The organism is Celeribacter sp., from assembly GCF_048270365.1.
GTDB lineage: Bacteria > Pseudomonadota > Alphaproteobacteria > Rhodobacterales > Rhodobacteraceae > Celeribacter.
In genome coordinates, this window is record NZ_JBLWTA010000003.1 from 284,543 (window position 1) to 308,122 (window position 23,580).

A 23,580-nucleotide genomic window follows, 5' to 3' on the forward strand; every position below is an offset into this window, starting at 1 on the left:
GGGTGTTTGTTCTGTGCGTGATGCTGCATAGAGTGTCGCGCTGATGTAAGCGGGCGCAAACATGCGACAAGCCCTGCGGGGGTGGCTTGACAAAATCGCTCAGGCTGAGAGGCTGCCCATCAAGACCTGATATGTCGGGGCTTTTCCCCGCACGAATTTAGCGCTAACACGTAAACACAGCAAACAGCCGACAGGAGCCCCCATGACCCCGCAGGACGCCAGCCTGAAATCCGCAGAGGTCTGTGGCCTCGCCCCCGTCATCCCTGTGCTCGTCGTGAAAGACGTGGCCCATGCCCGTCCCTTGGCCGAGGCATTGGTCGCGGGCGGCTTGCCTGCACTCGAGGTCACGCTGCGCACGCCGGTCGCCTTGGAGGTGATCCGCGAGATGTCAAAGGTCGAGGGCGGCGTGGTCGGCGCGGGTACGCTTTTGACGCCCGAGGATGTTAAAAACGCCATCGCGGCGGGCGCGACCTTTGGCGTCTCCCCCGGCGCGACGGACCGGCTTTTGGACGCCTGCGAAGCCGCCGATCTGCCGCTTTTGGCCGGAACCTCGACCGCCTCTGACGTCATGCGCCTGCTGGAGCGTGGCTATACGGTCGCGAAATTCTTCCCGGCGGAGGCCAATGGCGGTGCCCCCGCGCTCAAGGCCATCGGCGCGCCCCTGCCGCAGATGAAATTCTGCCCGACGGGCGGTGTGTCGTTGAAAAACGCCGATGATTACCTGTCGCTGTCCAACACACTTTGCGTGGGCGGAAGCTGGGTTGCGCCTGCCGATCTGGTGGAAAAAGGCGATTGGAAAGCCATCGAGGAGCTGGCCCGCGAGGCGGCGGCCCTGCCCCGCTAAGTCAGCTTAGCCCCCCGTCACGCCCGGCGGCGCATTTGGGTAACCTCGCCCTCATGCGGCCTCTGATGCGCACTCCCGCGCGACGGATTCAGAGCGCGCTTGCCCTCAATTGAGGTATTGCCGGGGGTCAAGCCTCCGGCCTTCATCGCAGAGACCCGGCGCTCCTGACCCTGATGCTCTGACATCTCCTGTTCCCAATGCGACCAGAGCGTCGCGGAGCGCGTGCCCGACCGGCAATAGGCCAGAATGGGTTTCGGCATCTCCTCGATGGCGCGGGCAAAGGCGGCGTGATCGGCCTCGCTGGCGCCACCCAGTTGAATGGGAATGTAAACGGTTTTCAGCCCAAAATTCGACGCGATGCGAGTGATTTCATCAAAGCCCGGCTTATCCGCGCCGTCTTTTACCCTTCCCAGGCGCGTGGCACGGCCTGCTGCGTGCGCTTCAACCCTTCGCGCAGCACATGGGTCATCGGATGCTCCGGCACGGCCTGCGAGGCATAGAGCGCCAAGAGCCGCCGGATCGCAGTGCCCGTCGAGACGCGCGGCCCAAGCCGGAACGCCCAGTCGAGATAGATCGCCCGCGCCTCATCGATCCCCATGTCAGCCTTGCGATAGGCGGCAAGGATCATGCCACCCGGATCAATGGCGGCATCCACTGAGGGAAAATCATGGGGAAAGGGATTTGTCTCTGCCATCTCGCTCAACCCCCCGAAACCGGACGCTCCAAAATCTCCGCAATCGCGCGGGCGGCGGCCTCCGACCGACTGCGCAGCTCTTCGGACAAGGCCTCCATCGACACCGCCCCATTCGAGCGACGCAGGAATTCGCGCCCGCCCGCACCAATGGCCTCCGGGTCGAGCTTTCCGCCGGTCAACAGCCGGCCCGCCGATTGCACCCGCCACATCAGCCGATAGGTTTCCACCAAAAGCGCATATTCATCGCCTGACAGCCACTCCGTCGCGCGCGCCGCACCGAGTTGCGCATAGATGTCCTGCTCCGCGCTGCCCGCCAAAAGCGCGGCGGTTTCGGCCAGAAGTTCGATGTCCATCATCCGACCGGGGCCGTTTTTAGGGTCCCAATCGCTGCCGGGTTTCGCCGTCGCCAGACGCGCGCGCATGTCGCGGGTTTCTTGGCGGATGCGGGTTTCGTCTTTGGGCCCCGCGATCAAATCGCTGCGGAAATCATCCACCGCGCGGCACAGATCCGGATCGCCCGCAATCGGATGCCCCCGCGTGAGCGCCAGATGTTCCCAGACCCAAGCCTCGCCCATCTGATAGCTCATGAAGCTCTCGAATGAGGTCGCCACAGGCCCCTGTTTGCCCGAAGGGCGGAGCCGCATATCGACCTCATAGAGCCGTCCTTCGGCGGTCTGGGCGGTGATCGCGGTGATCAGCGCCTGTGTGAGCCGCGCGTAATAAGTCCGCGACGGCAAGGACTTACGCCCCTCCGAGGCCTCCACACCGCCCGCATCATAGATCACGATCATATCGAGATCGGAGGCCGCCGTGAGCCGCCCCGCGCCCAGAGACCCCATGCCCAGAACCATAGCGCCCCGCCCCGGTGGGGTGCCATGTTTGCGGGCGAATTCCGCCACCACCGGCGGGTAAAGCGCCGCCACACAGGCCGCCGCAACATCGCAATATTGCGCGCCCGCCTGATCGGCGGTGATCAGATCGCGCAGCTGATGGACGCCAACGCGGAAATGCCATTCCTTGGCCCAACGACGACAGGCGTCGAGCTGGCGCTCATAATCGCCTGCGGCCTCCAGATGATCCGCCAACTCCTCGGTCAGCGCCTCACGTCCCGGCCAAGGCGCAAAGAACCCGCCGCCGATCACCGCGTCCAGAACACTCGCGTTGCGCGACAGGTAGCGCGCCAGATGGGGGGCTGTGGAGACGATGTCGAGGATCAGGTCGATGAGCTGCGGATTGGCCTCAAAGAGTGCGAAAAGCTGCACGCCTGCCGGCAGACCTTTTAGAAAGCCGTCGAGATGCGACAACGCCTCGGAGGGTTTGTCGAGGTTTTGGATGCGGCGCAAAAGTTCGGGTTTGAGGCGGGTGAAAATATCCTGCGCCCGCGTGGTTCGCAGACAGGGATAGGTCGACCAGCGCGCGGTGATCTCGGCCTCTTCAGGCGAAAGCTCCGGCGCGGGGGCTGCCTCGCCTGGGGCAAAGAAATCCTCGGTCAGCGCGTTGACGCGTTCACAGCGCTCGGCAATCTCGGCGCGCATCTCGGGCACAGTGGTGCCCATGAGCGCGGCCAGGCGGTCGAATTCTTCGGGCGCCGTCGGCAGGCTGTGGGTTTGTTGATCGCGCAGCATCTGGAGCCGGTGTTCGACCTCACGATGCGCGATGTAATCGGTGCCCAAAGTCGCGGCAACCTCGGCCTCCACCCAGCCCTTTTCCGCCAGCACTTTGAGCGCGGGCACGGTTTCACGCAGCCGCAAATCGGGATCGCGCCCGCCTGCGATCAACTGCCGGGTCTGGGCGAAAAATTCGATCTCACGAATGCCGCCATACCCCAGTTTCATGTTGTGACCTTCGAGGCAAAGCGCGCCACTAAGTCCTTTGTGTGCGCGGATTTTCAGCCGCATGTCGTGGGTCTCGCGAATGGCGTTGAAATCGAGGTGCTTGCGCCAGACAAAGGGCGTCATGTCCTTGAGAAACCGCGCACCCGCCTCCATGTCCCCGGCGCAGGTGCGGGCCTTGATATAGGCCGCGCGTTCCCATGTACGCCCGACGCTCTCATAGTAGCGCTCAGCGGCTTCCATGGCGAAACAGACCGGCGTCACCGACGGGTCGGGGCGCAGGCGCAGGTCGGTGCGAAAGACATAGCCCTCGCCGGTCAGGTCCGACAAAGAGGCCATCGCCTTGCGCGTGGCGCGAATGAACCCCGCGCGGGCCTCCATCTGATCCACGCCGTCGAAACGGCTTTCGTCAAAGAGACAGATGAGGTCAATGTCAGAGGAATAATTCAATTCCCCTGCCCCATGTTTGCCCATGGCAAGCGCGAACATGCCACCGCAGCTCTCGATGTCGTCTTCGGTTTGGCCGGGGATTTTGCCGCGGGTGATCTCGCGCGCCACATGCGCCCGGATCGCCACATGGGTGGCACGGTCGGCCAGAAGAGACAGTGCACCGGTGACCTCGAACAGGCCCCAGACGCCGCCGAGATCACAAAGCGCCGACAAAAGTGCGATGCGGCGTTTGGCCTGCCGCAGCCCTGCATCGATCTGATCGAAGGGCAACGCCTCGATGCGAGAAATTTCCGCCTTGAGCGCCGCCTCCGGGTCGTCCAACGCGCCGGGCAGCCAGTCCGTCTCTTTCAGGATCAAACCATGCAGATAGGGCGCCGATCCGGCCGCGCCTTCGATCACCTCTGCCACGGCACCGGTCAGTTCCGGCAAACCCGCGCGGGCTTCGGTGCCGCGCTCCGGTTCATAGGGGCGCGGGCTTCGAGTGATCCGGGATTCAAACGTCATAATGGCTCCTCCAACTGTCTTAAAAGAGCGGATTTTTCACCCGAAGTGCAAGCGCATTCGACCGCTGTCCCAAGCGCAAAGGACCTGCACAGGGGCTGGTCCTTGGGGCGTGTCTTGACTCTTTGCTGCGAGAGGCGCCCTCTGGTCGCAAAGACAAAGGACAGTTGATGCCACAGGACAGCAAAACCCGCTTCGATCAGGAACTTGAATCCCGTCTGATGCGCTATGCCGCGATCGACAGTCAAAGCGATGCGAATTCCCCCACCTCTCCGAGCACAGAACGGCAATATGACATGCTGCGGCTGTTGGAGGCGGAGTTGAAAGAGATCGGCGCCGAGGATGTCGTGATCACCGACTACGGCACGGTTCTGGCCACCATTCCCGGCACGGCCTCCGGTCCGACCGTCGGTCTTCTGGCCCATGTCGACACAGCGCCGCAGTTCAACGCGACGGGCGTGAAACCCCGCGTGATCAAGGGCTATAACGGCGGCGACATCACCTATCCCGACAATGCGGAATTGGTCCTGTCACCTGCCGACTTTCCTTACCTTGCGGAGAAACAAGGCCATGACATCATCACCGCCTCCGGCACCACGCTTTTGGGCGGCGACGACAAGGCGGGCGTGGCGATCATCATGACGGCGGCCAAACATCTTTTGACCAACCCCGAGATCAAACACCCGCCGCTGCGCGTCGCCTTTACCCCCGACGAGGAGATCGGGCGTGGCGTGAATGCGTCCCTGCCGAAAGACCTGGCCGCCGATTTCGCCTATACCTTCGACGGTGGCGAGGTGGGTGAGATCGTCTATGAGACCTTCTCCGCCGATGGTGCAGAGATCATTGTCAAAGGTGTTTCGATCCACCCGGGACACGCCAAGGACAAGCTGGTGAATGCCATTCACCTCGCGTCCAAAATCATCCAGACCCTGCCGCAGAGCGTGATGGTGCCTGAGACCACGGACGGCACAGAGGGCTTTATCCACGCCACCGATATGGTGGGCGGCTCGTCGGAGATGAAGATCAAACTGATCCTGCGCGATTTCGAACGTGAAGGATTGGCCGAGAAAGGCGAGATCGTCCGAAAAGTTTGCGAGGCGGTGGCTTTGACCGAGCCGCGCGCGGAGATCACCTGCACCATCACGCCGCAATATCGCAACATGCGCTATTGGCTGGAGGAGGACATGACGCCGGTCGATCTGGCCCGCGATGCCTGTCGCAAGCTGGGGATCAAGCCTCTGTCGGTGCCGATCCGGGGTGGTACGGATGGCTCGCGTCTGACCGAAATGGGCGTGCCGACGCCGAACCTTTTCACGGGGATGCAGAACATCCACGGGCCGCTGGAATGGATTTCGGTGCAGGATATGGCGCTGGCGACCAAGCTATGCCTTGAGCTGGTGGGATTGGCGGCGGAGGGCTGATCCCGAAACGTCTCGCCCCTGTCCCTGTCAGAGGGTCCGCTGAGCAAAGGCGGCAAGCAAAGCGGGAAAGCTGTCCATCTCCGGCATGGCGTCGAATTTATGCGACGCGGGCGTGTCGGCCCAAGGCAGCTTGTTCGCCACCATGGTCTCGATAAAGGGCGTGGCCCAGCCCGACACCTCCGCGTCCGTCAGATCGAACATCGTCGGGCGAATATTAACGAGCGCATCAAAACCGGTGATGCGAGTGAACATCCATGTCATGCACTTCGGACAGCAATAGTGGTCGAGATCGGGCCCTTTGGCACCGCCTTTGACCACTTCTCCCTTTGCAACGCGCACCCCTTCGGCGGGCACCATCGCAGTCAGGGAAAAGGCGCTGGCGCTCATTTTCTGACAGCCCGTGCAATGGCAGGCGGCGGTCATCACGGGAGCTTTTGATACCTCAATCTCGACAGCGCCGCAGCGGCAGGTGCCGGTTTGGGTGGAAGTTTCATAGGACATAGGACACCCTCCTCACAGATGTTGTCACAATATGACATGCGCCGCGCCGACACTCCAGCGGCTCGTCTGAGAGGTCACAGGCGTGGACCGAAAAAGAAAACGGCCCCTCTTTCGAGCGGCCGTTCACCTGTCTTAGGTCCAGAAAAAACTCAGAACTTGTAACCCAAACGCAGGGAGATGGAATCCACATCCGGACCTGCTTCGTAAGACGAGCCGATCACGTCATAGGTCAGCTCGCGACGGGACCATTCGAGACCGACGAGGAAATTGTCACGGATCAGCATATCGGCGCCAAGACCGTAGGCCATGCCGTCTTCATCGAGAGACACCGAGCCGGTCTGCGAGGGGCCGGAAATCTCGGACTGCGCGTAGCCGACAAAACCATAGGCCAGGATATTTCCGAAGCTGTAGCCGAGACGACCGCGCAGCTCGAGAACAGCCTCCTGCTTGACCCCGGGTGCAAAAGCATCAAAGCCAGAATCGAGCGCCATGTAGTCAAGTTCGCCACCGAAGACGATGTTGTTGATCTGCCAGTTGTAACCCACGAAGAGGCCAGCGGCAGTGCTGTCATCCATTTCCGGCAGACCACCCGTTACGGGGGCATCGGTGTCAAATTCGCCGCTCATCATGTTGGCGGAGACACCGCCGTAAAACCCGGCCCAGGATGTGTCGACGGCAGCTTTCGCCGGTGCGATGACTGCGGGGGTTGCGAGGGCGGGTTCATAGGACCCTGCGGTGGCTGAGGTTGCAACAAAGGTCACGGCCAAGCCGAGTGCGATTGCACGGGACATACTCATACTCCTGATAACGATATGTAGTTTTTAACGTTCGGTCAGGAATAGAGGAAACGTCGTGGGGATCAAGACCGCCGGCCGGGAAAACTTTCAGAGCGTTTTTTTCGTTGCAGATTCGCAACCGGGGGAAATTCGAGCTCCCGTTCCCCATAAGAAAAACCGCCTCAAGTCACTGATAAAAAATAGCATTTTAAAATAATGTAAAAAACATTCACATTAACCCTTGCGTGACGCGGGCACCCCTCCCATCTTGGTGATGTGAAAAGCATTCACATCAACCGAAACACAAACCTCACTTCTTCGAAAGGGAACCCCAAATGACCCATGTCGCCTCCACTTACGCCCCCGACGGGACTGGCCAAAGCTGGTTTCGCCGTGCCGAGGCCTGGCTCGACGACAAGGGCAAAGGCGCCTGGGTCGCGGCTATGGTCCTTGGCTTTGTCTTTGTCTGGCCCGTCGGCTTCGCCCTTCTCGCTTATATGATCTGGAGCAAAAGAATGTTCGCTTGCAAACACCGTTCTGAATTCGGCCCGCGTGGCCGCCACATGTCCCGCAACCGCTTCCGCACGGCGCATGCCGCGACGCGGTCCTCCGGCAACAGTGCCTTTGACGCCTACAAAGAAGAAACCCTGCGCCGCCTTGAAGAGGAACAGGATCAGTTTGAAAGCTTCCTTGAGCGTCTGCGCGCCGCGAAGGACAAGGCCGAGTTCGACCAATTCATGGACGACCGCGCCAAACGTGCCGCCGAGGACAGCGTCGAAGACGACACCTCGGACAAAAAAGAGGACGCGTAATCCTCAGGCAATCCTCCGGCCAGCCCCCTTGCAACGCAGGCGGGGCTGGCCCACATAGGAGACAGGACAATGAGTATGATGATGCCAGAAGACAGATATAGCGACAGATATACCGACAGCCGCGACGAGGCCCATTGGGGCCTGCCCGACCCCGACCACCAGCCCGCCTTTTACGACATGGTGGCGACCAAACGCGCCTTGGCCTTTGTGGTCGATTTCATCCTGATCGTGATCATCGCCGCGCTGATCGTGCCGTTCACCGCCTTCACCGGCATCTTCTTTTTCCCCTTCCTCGTCGCCGTGGTGAATTTCGCCTACCGCGTGATCACCATCGCCAACGGATCGGCGACTTGGGGGATGCGGCTCATGGGCATCGAGTTCCGCGATCGCAATGGCGCACGCTTCGATCTCGGCATGGCGGTTTTGCACACCCTGCTCTTCACCGTCTGGTGTTCGACCGGCATTTTGCAAGTCGTCGCCGTCGTCCTGATGGCCACCACGGCGCGCGGCCAGGGCCTGTCGGATCTGGTGCTTGGTTCCGCGGCGATCAACCGCCCGTCGAGCTACTAAAGCGCATCTGATAGCGCCCAAAGAGTTTCAAAATTGAGGCAAATGGGGGTCGTTTGGTCCCCTTTGTCACATCCATGTGGCTTTTCCACATGTCCCCCTTGGCGAACGGCGGTTGAGTTGCTACCTTTTTGATCAAGCTGTTAACCCGTCATTCGTGAATTCATCGTAAGTCCATCCCATGCGTCACTCCCTCCCCTTAGCGCCGCAGTTCTACGTGACGGCCCCTCAGCCCTGCCCCTATCTCGAGGGTCGGATGGAGCGAAAGCTGTTCACCTCCTTGCAGGGCGAGAATGCCAATCAGTTGAATGACAGCCTGTCGAAACAGGGGTTTCGCCGGTCGCAAAATGTGCTCTACCGCCCGACCTGTGCCGATTGCAGCGCGTGCCTCTCTGCGCGCATTCGGGTTGCGGATTTCAAACCCTCGAAATCGCAACGCCGGACGATCAACAAGAACAAATACCTGAAACGCGGCGCCACCTCGCCTTGGGCCACCGAGGCGCAGTATGATCTGTTCCGCGAATATCTCGAAACGCGACACGCCGATGGCGGCATGGCCGATATGGATGTGTTCGAATTCGCCGCGATGATCGAGGAAACCCCGATCCGCACCCGCGTCATCGAATATTACATCCCCGGCGAGTCTGGCCGCCCGCGTGAGCTGGCCGCGACTTGTCTGACGGATTTGTTGGATGATGGGCTGTCGATGGTCTATTCCTTCTACAAACCCGATCTGATCAAGGACAGCCTTGGCACCTATGTGATCCTCGACCACATCGAGATCGCGCGCGAGGCGGGTCTGCCCTATGTCTACCTCGGCTATTGGGTGCCGGGATCGCCGAAAATGGGCTACAAGGCGCGGTTCTCGGCGCTTGAAGTCTATCAGGGTGGGCAATGGATCGACCTGAAAGACCCCGAAGAATTTGCCCAAGGCACCCATCCGCTGGAGAGCGAGCCAATCGCTCAGCAGGTGGCGAAGATCGATCTGCCGGACATGCAGGGGCCCAATATGCCGGGCTCGGGACGGGGGACGACGGAGTTTTAAAACAGAAACGCGGCCGATCTGGCCGCGTTTGTTTTTGAGATCACCGGATCGGCTTAATGCACCTTCACCGTCCCCATCATCGCGCGCGGGTCGGTCCGGAGTGTGGCGTCGATCAACAGCCCCAGTTGTTCGGCCATGGAAACGGCCAAGGGGGCAATATCGGCGCGCAGCATCAGCATCGACATGAGCGTCGCGTCCTCGCGTTTGCCGCGCGCGGCGAGGCGGACGAATTGCGCCAAGACCGCTTCATCGGCGCCCAAGCAATCGCAGGACATGCCGTGGCTCACCAGCGGACGGCGGGCGTGGCGCTCGAACACCAGCATCATCTGCGAAAAAATCTTGCCCAGATCGCCCTTGCCCCGCATGGCCTCAGAGCTGCGAAACAGGGTGACGACCACCCGGCCCTGTTCATTCAACTGCGACAGCTTCCCCACCGGCTGCGCGCCCTCAACGGCGTCTTCAGTGATCTGGTCGATGGCGCGGGCGGATTGGAAAGACATGGGGGCTCCTCAAAGAGACGACAGTGGGGCGATGGCTAAATACCTTAGTCTTTTTATAAGACATTTCATTTGACGCAAGAGATTCTTTTTTTGCCAAAGAAAAACCCCGCCGATGGGGCGGGGTTTTGAGAGGCTTTATTTCGCCAGAAGGTTCGGCACGATGGTGACGATATCCGGGAAGGTCCAGAGGATACCGAGCCCGATCACCTGAATGAGCACGAAGGGAATGATGCCCTTGTAGATGTGCCCGGTGGTGACCGACGGCGGCGCAACACCGCGCAGGTAGAAGAGCGCAAAGCCGAAGGGCGGCGTCAGGAAGGACGTCTGGAGGTTCACGGCGATCATGATCGTCACCCATTTCGGGTCCATCGTGCCACCGTAGATCACCGGACCGACGATGGGCACGACGATGTAGATGATCTCAAGGAAATCGAGCACAAAGCCCAGAATGAACAGCACCAACATCACCAGAAGGAAGACGGTGAATTCATTGTCGAAGCTGCGCAGGAAGCTTTGAATATAGTGCTCGCCGCCGAAGGAAATCACCACGAGGTTCAAAAGCTGAGAGCCGATGAGGATGGTGAAGACCATAGAGGTGACCTTGGCCGTTTCGCGCACCACGATGCCCAATGTGCCGTCGGAGAACAGCACCCAGCAGGCATAGAGAATGCCGAACATGGCAAAGTAATAGGCGCCGAGGGCCACGATATAGGCGACCCAATCCTCGAACGGCACATCGCCCCGACCCAGACGCAGGTCGAAATTCGATCCGATCAGGATCATCACGATGACGGCAAAAGCGGCGCCGAGGATGATCTTGCTGGTTTTGTGATGATCGGCGAGCTTGCGGTAGGCCGCCAAGAGCAGCGCTCCGCCCGCGCCGAGACCGGCGGCCGGCGTCGGGTTGGTCACGCCGCCCAGGATCGAACCGAGCACAGCGACGATCAGCACCAAGGGCGGGAAGACGACGCGGAACAGCTCGTTTTTGGCGAGATGCTGGGCCGCGTATTTCATCCCGTAGGCCAGTGCGAGGAAGGGGATCAGATAGATCACGAAGGCAGTGCCAGATGAGGTCATCGGCCCGACCAGAAGCGCATCCAAGATCAACACAGCGGCAATGCCCCCTGCCCCGATCAACAGCGGCGCCGGGTTGGCCAGCGGCGCGACGCCACGACCAAAGGCCAGCGTGATCGCCAAAAGCACCATCACGGTCAGAAGGCCGGAGCCCAGCAGAGGCGCATTGGCGATGGCTTCAATTGTGAGCGCTTCGATCTGTTCAGGCGTGCGCTGAACAGAGGCCTGCGCGCCGCCAGAGGCTTCGATCGCGGTTTGCTCGGCTATGGCGGTGTCCCATGCGGGTTGACCATGCAGCTCGATCATCGCGGCCTGACATTGATCGGAGACATTGGTGCGCAGGCTCGCGGTCGCGCCCGCTTCGGTGAACTCGGAGACGACAATGTCCTGAGACCCGGCAAGACCGAACTGGCCGGAGAAGACCGCAGCGCCGATCAAAAGCACCGGCACAGCCAGCATCCACAACAAACCGTCACGACGGGTCATGGTTTCGTGGTGGGTGTGTTCCAGATGCACGGGCGGGGCTTTCGACGGGTTGAACATCGCGTAGCCGAAGGCATAGAGCGCATAGAGACCGGCGAGGAACACACCCGGCAACATCGCAGCCTGGAACAACGTGCCGACGGAGACCACGGCAGGTTCGCCAAGGAAGGTCAGCGCATCGGTACAACCAGCGGCCTGCGCGCGGGCTTCCTGAGCGGCGGAATAGATGTCGCCCGCCAGCGTGCCCAAAAGCACGATGACGATAGAGGGCGGAATGATCTGGCCCAAAGTGCCCGAGGCGGCGATCACACCGGTGGCCAACTGCGGCGAATAGCCGTGGCGCAGCATGGTCGGCAGGGACAAAAGCCCCATGGTCACCACGGTCGCGCCAACGATGCCGGTGGAGGCCGCGAGGAAGGCGCCCACGATCACTACGGAAACGGCCAGACCGCCCGGCAGCGGGCCAAAGACACGCGCCATGGTGGTCAAAAGGTCGTTCGCAATTTTAGACCGTTCCAACACGATCCCCATCATCACGAACATCAGAACCGCCAGAAGCGTCTCGATGGAGGCGCCCGCGAAGACGCGTTCGTTCATCCGGTTGACGATGAAGGAAAGGTTGCGATCCACCGCCTGTTCCCAGCCGCCGGGGAAGAGCGCTTCGGGGTAGACCGGCAAGTCGGGATACCTGAAATGCGATATATTGGCGGGGTTGATGCCCGAATTCACAAGGTCGCGGTAGGCCTGAGAGCCGGTGTCGATGGCCTCATGCACGAGGATGCCCGCGCTGTCCAAAGCGGCGATGATGCCAAAGGCCATGAGACCCGCACCACCGATGGCGAAGGCCACGGGAAAGCCGGTGAGAATGCCGCCGAAGAGGCACAGGAATACGATGATGAGGCCGATTTCTACGCCATCAAGTCCGAAAAGCATGTGTCTGGTCCTTCGCCCGAATTAATGCGTGCCTTCAAAGGCTTCTTCACCTTCGCCGAGCGTGTCTTTGTCGAGATATTTGCCCGCGCTGTCTTCGCCTTCGACGAATTCCAAAAAGGAGCGGTAGAAAAAGGCCAGCGCTTGGAGGATCACCAGCACGAGGAAGCACAACAGCAGGATTTTGAAGAGGAAATAGCCGTTGAACCCGTTGGCCGAAAAGGACACGGTTTCAACGTTCCACTTCACGATCCGGGCCTTCATCAGCATGCGGTCGAGCGCATCGGAGGCCGAGACCTTCGGCGTGATCAGGTGCCGCCAGAGGAAGAACCAGGCGTACATCCAGGTCAGCAAAGCCACCGGCAGCATGAAAAACAGCGCGCCGAACATGTCGATCGCGCGTTTGGTGCGGTGTTTGACGCCCGCGTAAACGAGGTCCACGCGCACGTGGCTGCCCTGCACGAAAGCGTAGGAGACGCAGAGCGCCACGACGAGGGCGTTCTCGAATTTCAGGCTCTCGGAGAACCAGCCGACGGATTGGGTAAAGCCGCCACCAAAGGGCGAAATGGTGATCTCGCCCTGACGGAAGATCGACTGCAAGAACACCACCATGATCTGTTGCAGCACCATCAAGAGACCGGCCCAGGCGGCGACACGCCCCATGGTGTTGGCGATTTTCTCAAGCCCGCGCACCAGCGCCCAAAGGAAGGGCCGATGCACAAAGCCGATCACGGTGACCACGATCACCAGATCGAAGAACACGAACAAAAGCTCCTTCGAGCCGCCGTAATAGACAAAGCGCAACAGGCTTTCCTTATTCGACCAATCGAGCCAAAGCCCCGGATGCGTGAGCGCATAGATGATATGCCAGAACCCGAGCCCGAGGTTCACGACGAGGCTCACCACCGCGTCCACCATGAGCCCGAAGAAAGACGTGCCGGTCTGTTCTTCCATCTCGTCTGTCCCCTTCCCGGCCCGCGAGATCAGCGGCCCGTTCCCAGAATGTGTTGTTTTCGTGTATTTTGTTGTGGCGCTGCTTTACGCCCCTGCGCCCCGGACGACAACCCCGGACACCCCTTTGCTAAGGCCGAAAATGCGCGCGATATCCGCGCGCATTTCGTGTTTTACCGATCTTGCAAAAAGATCACTCGGACTGAGCCGCCAGGACGCGGTCGCGTTGCGGCGTGTAGTTGCCGTCGGAGCGACCGATCCAGGCGGAGGTCTGCGCCATTGCGCTCTCATAAGAGGTCCGGATTTCCGCGAAAATCTCGTCGTCCATATAGCCGTCGAGCACCTCTTTGGCGGCATTGCCGAAGGCGGACCAGACATCGTCGGAGAATTCCTTGAGCTGGGTGCCGCCTTGGATCAGGCGCTGCAAAGCCGGGCCGTTGTTGGCCACGAAAAGCGCGTAGTTGTGCTGATGGCACTCGCCCGCGGCAATCTCGATGGCTTTTTGCTGCATCGGGCTCAGGCTTTCGAAGACCTCGAGGTTGGTGGTCACACAGAGCGCCGCGCCCGGTTCGTGGAAGCCCGCCGGATAGTAGAAGTCACAGACCTCTTGCAGGCCGAGTTTCTCATCCGACCACGGGCCGATCCACTCGGTGCCGTCGAGCGCGCCGGAAGACAGCGCTTGGTAAATCTCGCCACCCGGAAGCACCTGCACGGAGGCGCCGAGTTTCGACACGGTCTCGCCGCCGAGACCCGGCATGCGGAATTTGAGGCCCTGGAAATCAGAGGGAGACGCGATTTCCTTGCGGAACCAACCGCCGCCCTGACCGCCGGTCTGACCGGCAATAAAGCCTTTGAGACCAAAGATTTCGCCCAGTTTGTGGTGAAGCTCCATGCCGCCCATGGAATAGTACCACACCATCATCTCAGGCGCGGTCATGCCGAAGGGCACGGTGGTGAAATAGGCCAGCGCCGGGTGTTGTCCGGTGAAGTAGTATTCGCAGCCGTGATAAATATCAGCCTGACCGGAGGTCACGGCGTCAAACACTTCCAGCCCGCCGACAAGCTCGCCCGCGGCTTTCGCGTCGATGGTCAGCTGGCCATCGGTCAGCGCATCGACATTGGCCGCAAAACGCTCAACGGAATCCCAAACGCCCGCCAGACCGCGCGGCCAGGTGGTGACCATGGTCAGGGTCCGTTTGCCCTGTGCATACATCGGCGCCGCCAAAGTGGATGCAGCAGCGGCAGAAGCCCCGCCCAGAGCGGACGTTTTCAGAAAAGAACGACGATCCATAGATAATTTCCTCCCAAGATGGTCTATGGTTTTTTTATACCGATCCCGCAGCCCCTTCCCCCCTCACGCGATCTAAAAAGCTGAAGACGCCTCCTGCATCTTGCGCTTTTCGACACGAACACGACGTCGGCAGAGACAGAACCCTTGGAAATACTTGGGCAAATCAGCATGCAGACGTCAAAGGACAGGCCAAAACCGGACCAGATCGTGGGTTAACGTTACCGCTCACGATCCCGCGAGGAAATACCCAACACTACGCAGTCCCGCATTTTTTATGTTCCGTTAGCGGGCAACATCGCAACTTTACTACTGAACCAGTAAGGCTCTGCGCAAGATATCCTGCGATTGACGCGGCCTCGGCCTCCGGTATCCTTCGTAGCGTCAAATACCGACACGCCTCAGTCTTCAAGCCCCGAAAGCCGACACAGCCCCGATGATGCGACTGCGACCCGAGTTGACCTACGCGCGCAAATTGTTCCTGCTCGCCACGCTGCCTCTGATCCTCTCGGTCGCGGCCATCGCGGCTGTGGTGGCGCACCAGTCGAACAGCATGTCCGACCGCGAGATCGCCGAGCTGGAGGAGCAAATCCTGACCGCCAAGCGTCAGGAGCTACAGAATTACCTGCAACTGGCACGCAACTCGATCACCGCCGACTATAGCCCCGCGCCCCCCGACGACGAAGCGGCCAAGCTCAAGGTGACGCAAACGCTCGCGGCGATGACCTATGGCACGGAGGGCTATTTTTTCGTCTATGAGTATGACGGCACCAATCTCGTCGCCCCGCGTCAGACCGATCTGATCACCCGCAACTGGGCCGGTCTCACCGACAGCGAGGGTACGCCTGTCGTCGATGAGCTGATCCGACTGGCGCGTCAGGGCGGCGGCTATCACGACTTTCTCTGGCCGAAACCCTCCACCAATGAGGAGGCACAGATGATCAGCTATGTGATCGGCTTGCAGGACTGGCAATGGGCGATCGGCACCGGCGTGTTCATCGACGATGTGCTGAGATCCGTGGCCGCCGCCCGCGCCGAAGTCCAGACCCGCGTGCACCGGACATTCGCCTATATCGGCGCGATCACCATGGCGGCGGTGCTTTTGGTGTTCATGTCCGGGGTGACGATCACCATCCGCGAACGCCGTCTCGCAGACGCAAAGCTCAAGGATCTGACCCAGCGGATTTTCGACACGCAAGAAGAAGAGCGCGGACGCGTCGCGCGCGAGTTGCACGACGGGATCAGCCAGATCTTGGTTGGCGTGCGCTACGCGATGGAACTGGCCCGGCGGCAGTTGAAAGCCGGGGACCCGAAGGCCCCCGCCAGTCTGGATCGCAGTTTCGATATGCTGGGCGGCGCCTTGACCGAGGTGCGGCGCATTTCGCGCGATCTGCGGCCGGGGGTGTTGGACGATTTGGGCCTGGGCCCGGCACTTCAGGCATTGGCCGAAGAGTTCGAGAAGCGCACCGGGATCAAGACGGAGCTCGAAACCGTGGTGTTCCGCAACCGGCTTGATGAGGAGGCGCGGATCGCTTTGTTCCGCATCGCGCAAGAGGCGCTGACCAACATCGAACGCCACGCGGGCGCCACCGAAGTATCGATCAAACTCGCGGGCCACCGCACCGGGGCAACGCTTTTGATTTGCGACAACGGGCGAGGCTTTGACGTCTCGGCGCGCGGCATGGCGGGGCATGGCATCGGGCTGCGCAATATGGCGGAGCGGATGGAACAATTGGACGGCACTTTAAAGATCACGCAACGTTCTCCCGGCACCTCCATTGACGCCACAGTGCCGTTAAAGCATATCCTGCCGCCCGCAGGCTCCAACCGCCCCCGCTCCGAGATAGGAAATGCCCGATGACACAGAAACCGACGCGTGTCCTGATCGTGGACGACCACCCGATGGTGGCCGAGGGCATTCGCGCGCTGTTGGAAAGTTTCGACGACATCGAGGTCGTGGGCACATTGTGCAACGGGCGCGAGGCTGTCGATCAGATCGAAGAGCTGGCGCCCGATGTGGTTTTGTTGGATTTGAACATGCCGCAGATGGGCGGGCTGACCGCCACCGAATTGCTGTTGGAGCGCCGTCCTGAAACCCGCATCCTGATCCTCTCGATGCATGACAGCCCGGAATATATCGGCGCAGCTCTGTCGCATGGCGCCATGGGCTATGTGTTGAAAGACGTGCCGACAGAGGATGTGAAAGAGGCGATTGACGCGGTGATGCGCGGCGAGCAGTTCCTCTGCAACGGGGCGCAGGCCGCGATCGGGCCGAAAATCCGCGACGGGCGCGAACCTTTGACCGAACGCGAACAGACCATCCTGTTGGAACTGGCGCAGGGCAAATCGAACAAGGAAGTCGCAGCGGCACTGGATATTTCCGTGCGCACGGTTGAAACCCACCGCAAGAACATCAAACGAAAGCTGGGGATTTCCTCGACCGCGGGCCTCACGCGCTATGCCATGGAGCATGGCGTGTTGCAGGGCACAGGTCGGTTTTAAACGGTGCGCTTCCAGTGCGCCTGTCAGGCGCGTGCCTCCGGCGGAAGTATTTGACCCACGAAAAAGATACGCCCCCCAAAAAGACGGGTAAGAAAATATCTGTGTGAGGCCTTTTGCACGAGGCCTTTTGCGCAGAGGCGCTTTGGGGCGAGGCCGTTTCGGGCCATATCGTGGCAGCGCGAGAGTCCTCTTGGCCGTGCTGCGCTTTTCATCCGGCTGGGCAAAATCACCCGCAGGTGACGGCATAGAAAAACGCGCGGAAGCTGCCTCCCGCGCGTTTCAAATCGCCTTACAAATCCGTCGCTTATTCGGAAATCATCGCCAGAACGCGGTTCCGCTGTTCGGAGTAGAAGCTGTCGGATTGACCCATCCACTGGGAGGTAGCTTTCATCGAGTCTTCGACGGATTTGCGAATTTCGACAAAGAGATCGTCGTCCATATATTGGTCCAGAACCTCTTTCGAAGCGCGACCGAAGGCCTCCCAGACGTCATCCGGGAATTGCTTGATCTGCGTGCCGCCTGCGATCAGGCGCTGAAGCGCCGGGCCGTTGTTGGCGAGGAAGAGCGCGTAATCGAACTGGTTGCACTCCGCCGCGGCGGTGTCGATGATCCGCTGTTGCGCAGGGGTCAGCGACTGGAACACCTCGAGGTTGGTGTTGACAGTGAGCGCAGAACCCGGCTCGTGGAAGCCAGCCGGGTAGTAGTAGTCACAGACCTCTTGCAGGCCGAGACGTTCGTCCGACCACGGGCCGACCCATTCGGTGCCATCGAGCGCGCCGGAGGACAGCGCCTGATAGATGTCGCCCGCCGGCATCACCTGAACAGACGCGCCCAGCTTGCCGACCACTTCGCCGCCGAGACCCGGCATCCGCAGTTTGAGGCCTTGGAAGTCGGAGACAGAGGTGATTTCCTTGCGATACCAGCCGCCGCCCTGCGCGCCGGTCTGACCGCCGATGTTGGTGTGCAGGCCAAAGATCTCACCGAGGTTGCGGTGAAGCTGCTGACCGCCCATGCCGTAATACCACACCATCAGTTCCGGTGCGGTCATGCCGAAGGGCGAGGTGGTGAAGAAGGCCAAAGCCGGGTGCTGACCCGTAAAATAGTAATCGGCGGAGTGATAGATGTCGGCCTGACCGGAGGTCACAGCGTCAAAGACCTCTAGGCCGCCGACCAATTCGCCCGCCGCGCGGGCCTCGATGGTGATCTGACCGTCGGACATGGTGTTCACGGCATCGACAAAGCGTTCGACAGCGTCCCACACGCCCGCCAGACCACGCGGCCAGGAACAGACCATGGTCAGGGTCCGGTTGCCCTGCGCATACATCGGCGCAGCAAGCGTCGAGGCGGCAGCGGCGGAGCCCCCCAGCGCGGAAGTTTTCAGAAAAGAACGGCGATCCATGGTCTATCCTCCAAAAAGCGCGCGAGGGGAGCCCCCCGCGTCAAATCGCGCGCACCATAGGGAGGGACTGCGGAAGATTGAAGGGGGGAAAGCGCGACATTTCGCGCGAATGTTGCGCGGAGGTGCAGAGGGGGGGGATGGTTTATTGCGGAGGGGAAGGTATCATGCTTGCTGACGAAACCAATCTCGCAAAGACAGATGCAATCTTACCTCCTCGTCAGTCGCCAAAGCAGTGCAGTGAGCTATGGAGGCCCTGAGAGTGTTTAGGTTGGCAAGAATTCTTTCTACTGCACGTTTATCACGAAGTATGCTCCCGAAATCTTCCCAGTTGCTCTTTATGATTTCGCCGAGTTCGCCAAAATTGGTATAGTCGATTAAACGGTCAGATCGCACAGTGACACCAGTACCACTTTCTTTCTTCTGATTGCCTTCTGCACTTTTAGTAACGACATCAGGTACTACGCCCGTCACACTCCACCAATCTTCTCCATGCTTCTCTGACAGCACATCGACAATCAGATCGCGGATAGAGTTTTCTAAACTATAGAAAAGAACATAGTTTCTGGCCATCCTTTCAGCCTCCTCGCGAACTTGTGCGGAGAATTGCGGATAGTAAGACTCATCCTGATCACTCGGCGCGGGTTCCTTATGCCCAAAGTCTAAGCCGGTCTTCTTCTCCGCTGCACGGACGGCGCTCTCAATCGCAAGATTGTTAAGCATGAAATAGCGGTAATTATGATTATGCATCAGCTTCGCCCAAGCAGGTTCTTTCTGACGGCTTCAAAAATCGCGTTGTAAACATTTACATCGGTCGTCTCAGGAAGGTTGAGGTTAATTGTATAAGATAAGTTAAGGCCAAGACTATCCGCTTCTTCGTGTGAATGCAGCGGAGGTGGGCTGCTTGTTTTTTTATTTTCGGAAGGCATAGTCAAAACAATCTCGTCCTCATCGGCTTGATCAATCACATCAGCATCAAAGTCTGCGAACTCCTTCAAATTGAAGAATGTTGACACAGTGAGATTATCCGCTGAGTTTCCTTTCTCAGATCCAGTAACCTGCGTTACGAGGTCGCCAAACTTTTTCCTATCAAGTTCCTGAGCATATTCATTAATTGAGAATACATCTGAATAGCCCTGCTTGAGCGCATCAGCCATTGCTTTTCCACGAGTGCTTTCGTTTCTAAAAAGTTTGTAGCGCTCGGTAGGAACACCATCATCCGTTAGAAACCCAATGCGTTTTAGCAAAGGAATGATCGGCCTTGCGCTTCCGCCTTTAAAACCAAGCTTAGTCCCTAGGAAGTCAAGCGTGAACCGCTCCGGAGTTCGAGCCTCTATAATTTTTGTAAGTACCTTAGAGACAGACCCCGGTGATGTAAGGTAGGGAAGTTTTATACCCAATTTATACTCCTAATTTTTTCTCCATATATCATCCTTGAATTGACCGAAAACTCAACCCAAACTCTTATTATCACTATGGCAATTACCCCATCCACAAAAATAAGGGGCGCGGTTTTCACCGCACCCCCTGTTCTTTTCGTGCCTGATAAAATTCTAAGGTGGGATCAGCTTAGCCGATCAGAGCGCCATCTTCACGCCACACGGCAATCACGGACGAGCGCGGTTTGCCCGCACCGTCCGGCCAGGAGCCGCCCGGGTGTTGGATGCCCACAAAAGCGACTTTCTTATCCGCAGACCAGGTGAGGCCCGTGACCTCAGCGCCGTTCGGCGCGGTTAGGAAGCGGCCGATTTCGCCGGTTTCCGTGTTGCCGATCAGCATCTGGTTGTTGCCTTGGCCTTCGAACTCGCCTTCGTTGCTGTCGTCGCCGTCGGTCTGGATCCAGAGGTAGCCGTCGGACGAGAAGGCCATGCCATCGGGCGAGTTGAACATGTTGCCTTCGTTGACGTTCTCCGACCCGCCGTAGGCGTTGTCGTAGACCGTCGGGTTGCCGGCCATGACGTAGAGATCCCAGGCGAAAGCGTCTGCCGCGTGATCCTCATTTTCCGGGCGCCAGCGCACGATTTGGCCGAAGTTGTTGGTGTCACGCGGGTTCGGGCCAGAGGCCGGCGTCGCATCGCCACCGGCGTTCGGTTTCACACCACGGTTCTTGTTATTGGTCAGCGCGCAATAAGCCTCGGCCTTGAGCGGGTTGGCGGCGATCCATTCCGGGCGATCCATGGTGGTCGCGCCCACTTTGGAACCAGCCATACGGGAGAACACGAGGATCTCTTCCATCGCCATGCCGGTGGTTTCGGGCGTGAGCGGCAGCCATTCGCCGGTCATGTCGTCGTTGAACTTGGCAACGTAAAGCGTCCCGTCGGACAGCAGACCTTCGGTCGAACCGCCTTCGGTGTAGACACCGTTGGAGACGAATTTATACATGAATTCGCCGCGCTCGTCGTCGCCCATATAGACCACGACACGACCGTCAGCGGCCTGCACCATCTCGGCGTTTTCGTGTTTGAAGCGACCCAGAGCGGTGTGTTTCACCGGGGTCGAAGACGGATCAAGCGGGTTGATCTCGGTGACCCAGCCGTGACGGTTCGGCTCGTTCGGCTCTTGGCTCAGGTCGTAACGCGCATCGAATTTCTCGTAGGCGTAGCGGCCTTCGCCACCGATGCCGTAGCGGGTGTGGCCTTCGGTCTCGGTGTATTCGCCGGTCGCACCAAAGTAGCCGTTGAAGTTCTCTTCGCAGGTCAGATAGGTGCCCCAAAGCGTCTTGCCGGACCCACAGTTGTTCATCGTGCCTTTGGGCGACATGCCTTCCGGGTCGGCATTGGTTTTCACCAGATCGGAGCCAGCCGCCGGGCCGTCCATGGTCATCTGGGTCTCATGGGTGATGCGGCGGTTGTAGGGGCTGTCGACGACAACCTCATAGCCTTCGCCCATGTCGGCGACTTCCATCACGGTCACGCCCTGCATGTTCTTCAGAAGCATCACTTCGTCGGCGGTCTGCGGCGTGCCTTCAGAGGCGGCAGGCAGGTTGATTTTCGGGTTCACATATTCGGAGTTGATCGCGAGGATCGTCTTGCCTCCATCGACAAAGGTCTCCATGCCGTCGGTGTTCTCGCCGAAGACCTTGTCGGACATCGCAACCGGAACGCCGGTCTCGGAGGAATAGGCGCCTTCGGCTTCGGAGAACAGCGCGTCCCCCCAACGGACGAGGACTTTCCACTGGTAGCCTTCCGGCACGTGGATCTCGTGGTCGGTCGAAATGCCGATCGGCGTGAAGTTAAAGCCTGCGCTTTGTGCGCGGGCCGCCGTGGTCGAAGACATCAGACCAGCGGCACCCATGGCCAGAGCGCCGGAGCCAAAGGCCAAAGCGCCGCCCAGGAACCCACGGCGCGAAATCGCACGCTCGACGACCGCGTCAAAGCCGTTGTTGTCCGGGCGCGGGTCGCGCATCTCGTCGAAATCATCCCAAGACAGGTCGGTGATATCCTGATCTTTCATTTTTAGCTCCATCGCTTTTGTGCGTTGCTGAAATCTCTTGTTGTACGCCCCGCAAAAGGGCCGATCCATCGCCGCGACAAGTGCCAAGTCTGCGCAACAGTTCTGTGACCGCGAGATGACAGCTCTGTGAAGCCGTGCCATTTGGGCCAATCTTCGCCTATGAAAACCTTTTAGGATCAGTCACCTGTGCGCAAAACACATAGGGCCTTCGCATCCTCAAACGACACCACGCATTTCCTCACAGCATGCCCGCCCTCTTGCCGTAACGGCAGGAGTTGGGCACAGTTACAAAGACACCGATGGCGAGGACTGGGAGGGCCCGCGATGTTGGAAACCGCACTTTTGCAGGACGGGCAAGGCACGCCTTTATTGCAGGACAAATTGAACAGCACGCGCGAATGGTCCGTGGTGAATGACTTCTGCCACCGGGCCTATATGCCGCTCTCGACCCGGCCCTTGGTTGCGGGCACCGATCCGAATGCCACGATCCGCATGCTGGGCATCGGTCGGATCACCTTTAGCCGCTTCTGTTTCGGCACGCCGACGCGGGCCGATGAGTTTGACCCGGACAGCGGCAATATCATCGTCGTGAACACCCTGCGCGGCTCGGTCCGGCACCCTCTGGGCGGCAATGACGCCATCGACACCCGCCCCGGCGACAGCTACGTCGTCGATTGCAGCCGCACCGACTATTGGAACCTTGCCGACGGGCATGACCTACAACTCAACCTGACGATCCCGCATAAGCTGATGGAGGAGACCGCCGCGCGGTGGTACGGCTTTGTGCCGGAGGACGATCTTTGGAAGAAACGCCTGATCTTTGGCGCGGGGCAATCGGCCTGGCTGTCGCTTCTGGACTATGCCACCCGCTTGATTGACGCGCGCCATGACCGAGTGAGCGATGCTTTGACGGAAAAGCGGATCGAAGAGATGATCTGCCTCGATCTCCTGCGCAACTGGGCCGACAGCGCGGGGCTGAATTTGGACACCGGCGCGCGCGCCGCAGCCCCCCATTATGTGCGCGAGGCCGAACGGCTGATGCGCCGCACCGCCGAAGACGCGCCGACGATTGCCGAGATCGCCACGCAACTGGGCATCACCGCCCGCAGCCTCTCCGAAGGCTTTCGGCGGTTTCGCGGCCTCACCCCGCATGAATTCCTGACTCAGGAACGGCTCGACGGCCTGCACCGCGCGTTGAAACAGGCGCGCCCCGGGGACACCGTCGCCGCCATCGCGCGAGCGCGCGGCTATGTGAACATGGGCGCGATGACGGCGCGCTATCGGGAGAGGTTCGGTGAAAGCCCGGCGCAGACTTTGCGGCGGGGACGGCATTGAGGGTGAGGGCTTTATGAGGTTCGACACCGGGAGTGATGCGATCCGCAGGCGAAGGTCCGTAAAAGCCTTTCTTGCTTGATGACGTTAGCGCACCATTTCGCAGGTGCAGAAAGGTTGCGCTGGTAATCGCGGCCCAAACCTGCCCTTCGGCGGTAGGGGGGGCAATCCGTAGCTTCCCCGAGGCTGTCATTTGCATCTTTCTGCAGCATGGCCAATTACCGGATA

The 23,580-nt window shown here is 59.9% G+C and carries 21 protein-coding genes; 8 read left to right on the plus strand and 13 right to left on the minus strand.

Going from position 1 to position 23,580, the window contains the following annotated elements; all coding sequences use genetic code 11:
- Positions 1 to 202: 202 nt before the first annotated feature.
- Positions 203 to 844 (plus strand): bifunctional 4-hydroxy-2-oxoglutarate aldolase/2-dehydro-3-deoxy-phosphogluconate aldolase, encoded by a 642-nt coding sequence (gene eda, locus ACN0X0_RS06175; RefSeq protein ID WP_417278440.1) that lies wholly within the window; start codon positions 203 to 205, stop codon positions 842 to 844.
- Between the two features lie 17 nt (positions 845 to 861).
- On the opposite strand, the gene ACN0X0_RS06180 is transcribed toward eda, so the two are convergent.
- The 3 genes from ACN0X0_RS06180 to ACN0X0_RS06190 are packed head-to-tail and all read right to left on the minus strand — an operon-like array spanning position 862 to position 4,324.
- Complete coding sequence (locus tag ACN0X0_RS06180) at positions 862 to 1,257, minus strand: beta-lactamase hydrolase domain-containing protein (RefSeq protein WP_417278506.1); 396 nt, start codon at positions 1,255 to 1,257, stop codon at positions 862 to 864.
- A complete protein-coding gene (locus ACN0X0_RS06185) occupies positions 1,245 to 1,538 on the minus strand; it encodes a hypothetical protein (protein ID WP_417278441.1) in 294 nt (97 codons plus the stop codon). The genes ACN0X0_RS06180 and ACN0X0_RS06185 overlap by 13 nt, the downstream gene beginning before the upstream one ends.
- Before the next feature lie 5 nt (positions 1,539 to 1,543).
- The gene (locus ACN0X0_RS06190) at positions 1,544 to 4,324 is read right to left on the minus strand and encodes a glutamine-synthetase adenylyltransferase (RefSeq protein WP_417278442.1); all 2,781 of its coding nucleotides are present in this window, start codon (positions 4,322 to 4,324) and stop codon (positions 1,544 to 1,546) included.
- 167 nt (positions 4,325 to 4,491) lie between these two features.
- Here ACN0X0_RS06190 and pepT point away from each other — a divergent pair, with 167 nt between their 5' ends.
- A complete protein-coding gene (gene pepT, locus ACN0X0_RS06195) occupies positions 4,492 to 5,742 on the plus strand; it encodes a peptidase T (RefSeq protein WP_417278443.1) in 1,251 nt (416 codons plus the stop codon).
- Between the two features lie 27 nt (positions 5,743 to 5,769).
- Here the strand turns inward: pepT and ACN0X0_RS06200 are convergent, their stop codons facing one another.
- Both ACN0X0_RS06200 and ACN0X0_RS06205 read right to left on the minus strand, forming a co-directional pair.
- A complete protein-coding gene (locus ACN0X0_RS06200) occupies positions 5,770 to 6,243 on the minus strand; it encodes a GFA family protein (RefSeq protein ID WP_417278444.1) in 474 nt (157 codons plus the stop codon).
- A gap of 149 nt (positions 6,244 to 6,392) precedes the next feature.
- Positions 6,393 to 7,034, minus strand: coding sequence for an outer membrane protein (locus tag ACN0X0_RS06205; RefSeq protein WP_417278445.1), 642 nt, complete (start codon positions 7,032 to 7,034; stop codon positions 6,393 to 6,395).
- A 320-nt stretch (positions 7,035 to 7,354) separates the two neighbouring features.
- Here ACN0X0_RS06205 and ACN0X0_RS06210 point away from each other — a divergent pair, with 320 nt between their 5' ends.
- The 3 genes from ACN0X0_RS06210 to ACN0X0_RS06220 all read left to right on the plus strand — a co-directional run bounded on the left by ACN0X0_RS06210 (position 7,355) and on the right by ACN0X0_RS06220 (position 9,443).
- Positions 7,355 to 7,831 (plus strand): DUF2852 domain-containing protein, encoded by a 477-nt coding sequence (locus tag ACN0X0_RS06210; protein ID WP_417278446.1) that lies wholly within the window; start codon positions 7,355 to 7,357, stop codon positions 7,829 to 7,831.
- Between the two features lie 69 nt (positions 7,832 to 7,900).
- A complete protein-coding gene (locus tag ACN0X0_RS06215) occupies positions 7,901 to 8,401 on the plus strand; it encodes an RDD family protein (RefSeq protein ID WP_417278447.1) in 501 nt (166 codons plus the stop codon).
- A 178-nt stretch (positions 8,402 to 8,579) separates the two neighbouring features.
- Positions 8,580 to 9,443, plus strand: a complete 864-nt coding sequence (locus ACN0X0_RS06220; protein ID WP_417278448.1) for an arginyltransferase — start codon at positions 8,580 to 8,582, stop codon at positions 9,441 to 9,443.
- A 53-nt stretch (positions 9,444 to 9,496) separates the two neighbouring features.
- On the opposite strand, the gene ACN0X0_RS06225 is transcribed toward ACN0X0_RS06220, so the two are convergent.
- The 4 genes from ACN0X0_RS06225 to ACN0X0_RS06240 all read right to left on the minus strand — a co-directional run bounded on the left by ACN0X0_RS06225 (position 9,497) and on the right by ACN0X0_RS06240 (position 14,672).
- Entirely contained in the window at positions 9,497 to 9,943 is a 447-nt protein-coding gene (locus ACN0X0_RS06225) for a hypothetical protein (protein ID WP_417278449.1), read from the minus strand.
- Positions 9,944 to 10,078: 135 nt separating this feature from the next.
- Complete coding sequence (locus tag ACN0X0_RS06230) at positions 10,079 to 12,433, minus strand: TRAP transporter large permease (RefSeq protein ID WP_417278450.1); 2,355 nt, start codon at positions 12,431 to 12,433, stop codon at positions 10,079 to 10,081.
- A 21-nt stretch (positions 12,434 to 12,454) separates the two neighbouring features.
- The gene (locus ACN0X0_RS06235) at positions 12,455 to 13,384 is read right to left on the minus strand and encodes a TRAP transporter small permease subunit (protein ID WP_417278451.1); all 930 of its coding nucleotides are present in this window, start codon (positions 13,382 to 13,384) and stop codon (positions 12,455 to 12,457) included.
- A 190-nt stretch (positions 13,385 to 13,574) separates the two neighbouring features.
- A complete protein-coding gene (locus ACN0X0_RS06240; RefSeq protein WP_417278452.1) occupies positions 13,575 to 14,672 on the minus strand; it encodes a TRAP transporter substrate-binding protein in 1,098 nt (365 codons plus the stop codon).
- Between the two features lie 433 nt (positions 14,673 to 15,105).
- On the opposite strand from ACN0X0_RS06240, the gene ACN0X0_RS06245 reads away from it, so the two are divergent.
- Together ACN0X0_RS06245 and ACN0X0_RS06250 are read left to right on the plus strand one after the other, a co-directional pair.
- The gene (locus ACN0X0_RS06245) at positions 15,106 to 16,530 is read left to right on the plus strand and encodes a cache domain-containing protein (protein ID WP_417278453.1); all 1,425 of its coding nucleotides are present in this window, start codon (positions 15,106 to 15,108) and stop codon (positions 16,528 to 16,530) included.
- Positions 16,527 to 17,171 (plus strand): response regulator transcription factor, encoded by a 645-nt coding sequence (locus ACN0X0_RS06250; RefSeq protein WP_417260910.1) that lies wholly within the window; start codon positions 16,527 to 16,529, stop codon positions 17,169 to 17,171. Before ACN0X0_RS06245 ends, ACN0X0_RS06250 begins: the two co-directional genes overlap by 4 nt.
- Before the next feature lie 304 nt (positions 17,172 to 17,475).
- On the opposite strand, the gene ACN0X0_RS06255 is transcribed toward ACN0X0_RS06250, so the two are convergent.
- The 4 genes from ACN0X0_RS06255 to ACN0X0_RS06270 all read right to left on the minus strand — a co-directional run bounded on the left by ACN0X0_RS06255 (position 17,476) and on the right by ACN0X0_RS06270 (position 22,020).
- Complete coding sequence (locus ACN0X0_RS06255; protein WP_417278454.1) at positions 17,476 to 18,570, minus strand: TRAP transporter substrate-binding protein; 1,095 nt, start codon at positions 18,568 to 18,570, stop codon at positions 17,476 to 17,478.
- 162 nt (positions 18,571 to 18,732) lie between these two features.
- Positions 18,733 to 19,317, minus strand: a complete 585-nt coding sequence (locus ACN0X0_RS06260) for a Swt1 family HEPN domain-containing protein (protein ID WP_417278455.1) — start codon at positions 19,315 to 19,317, stop codon at positions 18,733 to 18,735.
- Positions 19,317 to 19,967: a DUF5343 domain-containing protein gene (locus tag ACN0X0_RS06265; protein ID WP_417278456.1), complete on the minus strand. Its 651-nt coding sequence runs from the start codon at positions 19,965 to 19,967 to the stop codon at positions 19,317 to 19,319. Before ACN0X0_RS06265 ends, ACN0X0_RS06260 begins: the two co-directional genes overlap by 1 nt.
- Before the next feature lie 169 nt (positions 19,968 to 20,136).
- Positions 20,137 to 22,020, minus strand: a complete 1,884-nt coding sequence (locus ACN0X0_RS06270) for a PhoX family protein (RefSeq protein ID WP_417278457.1) — start codon at positions 22,018 to 22,020, stop codon at positions 20,137 to 20,139.
- 324 nt (positions 22,021 to 22,344) lie between these two features.
- Here ACN0X0_RS06270 and ACN0X0_RS06275 point away from each other — a divergent pair, with 324 nt between their 5' ends.
- Positions 22,345 to 23,355, plus strand: a complete 1,011-nt coding sequence (locus ACN0X0_RS06275; RefSeq protein WP_417278458.1) for a helix-turn-helix domain-containing protein — start codon at positions 22,345 to 22,347, stop codon at positions 23,353 to 23,355.
- Positions 23,356 to 23,580 lie beyond the last annotated feature (225 nt).

Bases quoted from the DNA above. Each gene is read 5' to 3' on its own strand.
- eda (WP_417278440.1), top strand. From the start codon at position 203: ATGACCCCGCAGGACGCCAGCCTGAAATCCGCAGAGGTCTGTGGCCTC.
- ACN0X0_RS06185 (WP_417278441.1), bottom strand. From the start codon at position 1,538: ATGGCAGAGACAAATCCCTTTCCCCATGATTTTCCCTCAGTGGATGCC.
- ACN0X0_RS06190 (WP_417278442.1), bottom strand. From the start codon at position 4,324: ATGACGTTTGAATCCCGGATCACTCGAAGCCCGCGCCCCTATGAACCG.
- pepT (WP_417278443.1), top strand. From the start codon at position 4,492: ATGCCACAGGACAGCAAAACCCGCTTCGATCAGGAACTTGAATCCCGT.
- ACN0X0_RS06200 (WP_417278444.1), bottom strand. From the start codon at position 6,243: ATGTCCTATGAAACTTCCACCCAAACCGGCACCTGCCGCTGCGGCGCT.
- ACN0X0_RS06205 (WP_417278445.1), bottom strand. From the start codon at position 7,034: ATGTCCCGTGCAATCGCACTCGGCTTGGCCGTGACCTTTGTTGCAACC.
- ACN0X0_RS06210 (WP_417278446.1), top strand. From the start codon at position 7,355: ATGACCCATGTCGCCTCCACTTACGCCCCCGACGGGACTGGCCAAAGC.
- ACN0X0_RS06215 (WP_417278447.1), top strand. From the start codon at position 7,901: ATGAGTATGATGATGCCAGAAGACAGATATAGCGACAGATATACCGAC.
- ACN0X0_RS06220 (WP_417278448.1), top strand. From the start codon at position 8,580: ATGCGTCACTCCCTCCCCTTAGCGCCGCAGTTCTACGTGACGGCCCCT.
- ACN0X0_RS06225 (WP_417278449.1), bottom strand. From the start codon at position 9,943: ATGTCTTTCCAATCCGCCCGCGCCATCGACCAGATCACTGAAGACGCC.
- ACN0X0_RS06230 (WP_417278450.1), bottom strand. From the start codon at position 12,433: ATGCTTTTCGGACTTGATGGCGTAGAAATCGGCCTCATCATCGTATTC.
- ACN0X0_RS06235 (WP_417278451.1), bottom strand. From the start codon at position 13,384: ATGGAAGAACAGACCGGCACGTCTTTCTTCGGGCTCATGGTGGACGCG.
- ACN0X0_RS06240 (WP_417278452.1), bottom strand. From the start codon at position 14,672: ATGGATCGTCGTTCTTTTCTGAAAACGTCCGCTCTGGGCGGGGCTTCT.
- ACN0X0_RS06245 (WP_417278453.1), top strand. From the start codon at position 15,106: ATGATGCGACTGCGACCCGAGTTGACCTACGCGCGCAAATTGTTCCTG.
- ACN0X0_RS06250 (WP_417260910.1), top strand. From the start codon at position 16,527: ATGACACAGAAACCGACGCGTGTCCTGATCGTGGACGACCACCCGATG.
- ACN0X0_RS06255 (WP_417278454.1), bottom strand. From the start codon at position 18,570: ATGGATCGCCGTTCTTTTCTGAAAACTTCCGCGCTGGGGGGCTCCGCC.
- ACN0X0_RS06260 (WP_417278455.1), bottom strand. From the start codon at position 19,317: ATGCATAATCATAATTACCGCTATTTCATGCTTAACAATCTTGCGATT.
- ACN0X0_RS06270 (WP_417278457.1), bottom strand. From the start codon at position 22,020: ATGAAAGATCAGGATATCACCGACCTGTCTTGGGATGATTTCGACGAG.
- ACN0X0_RS06275 (WP_417278458.1), top strand. From the start codon at position 22,345: ATGTTGGAAACCGCACTTTTGCAGGACGGGCAAGGCACGCCTTTATTG.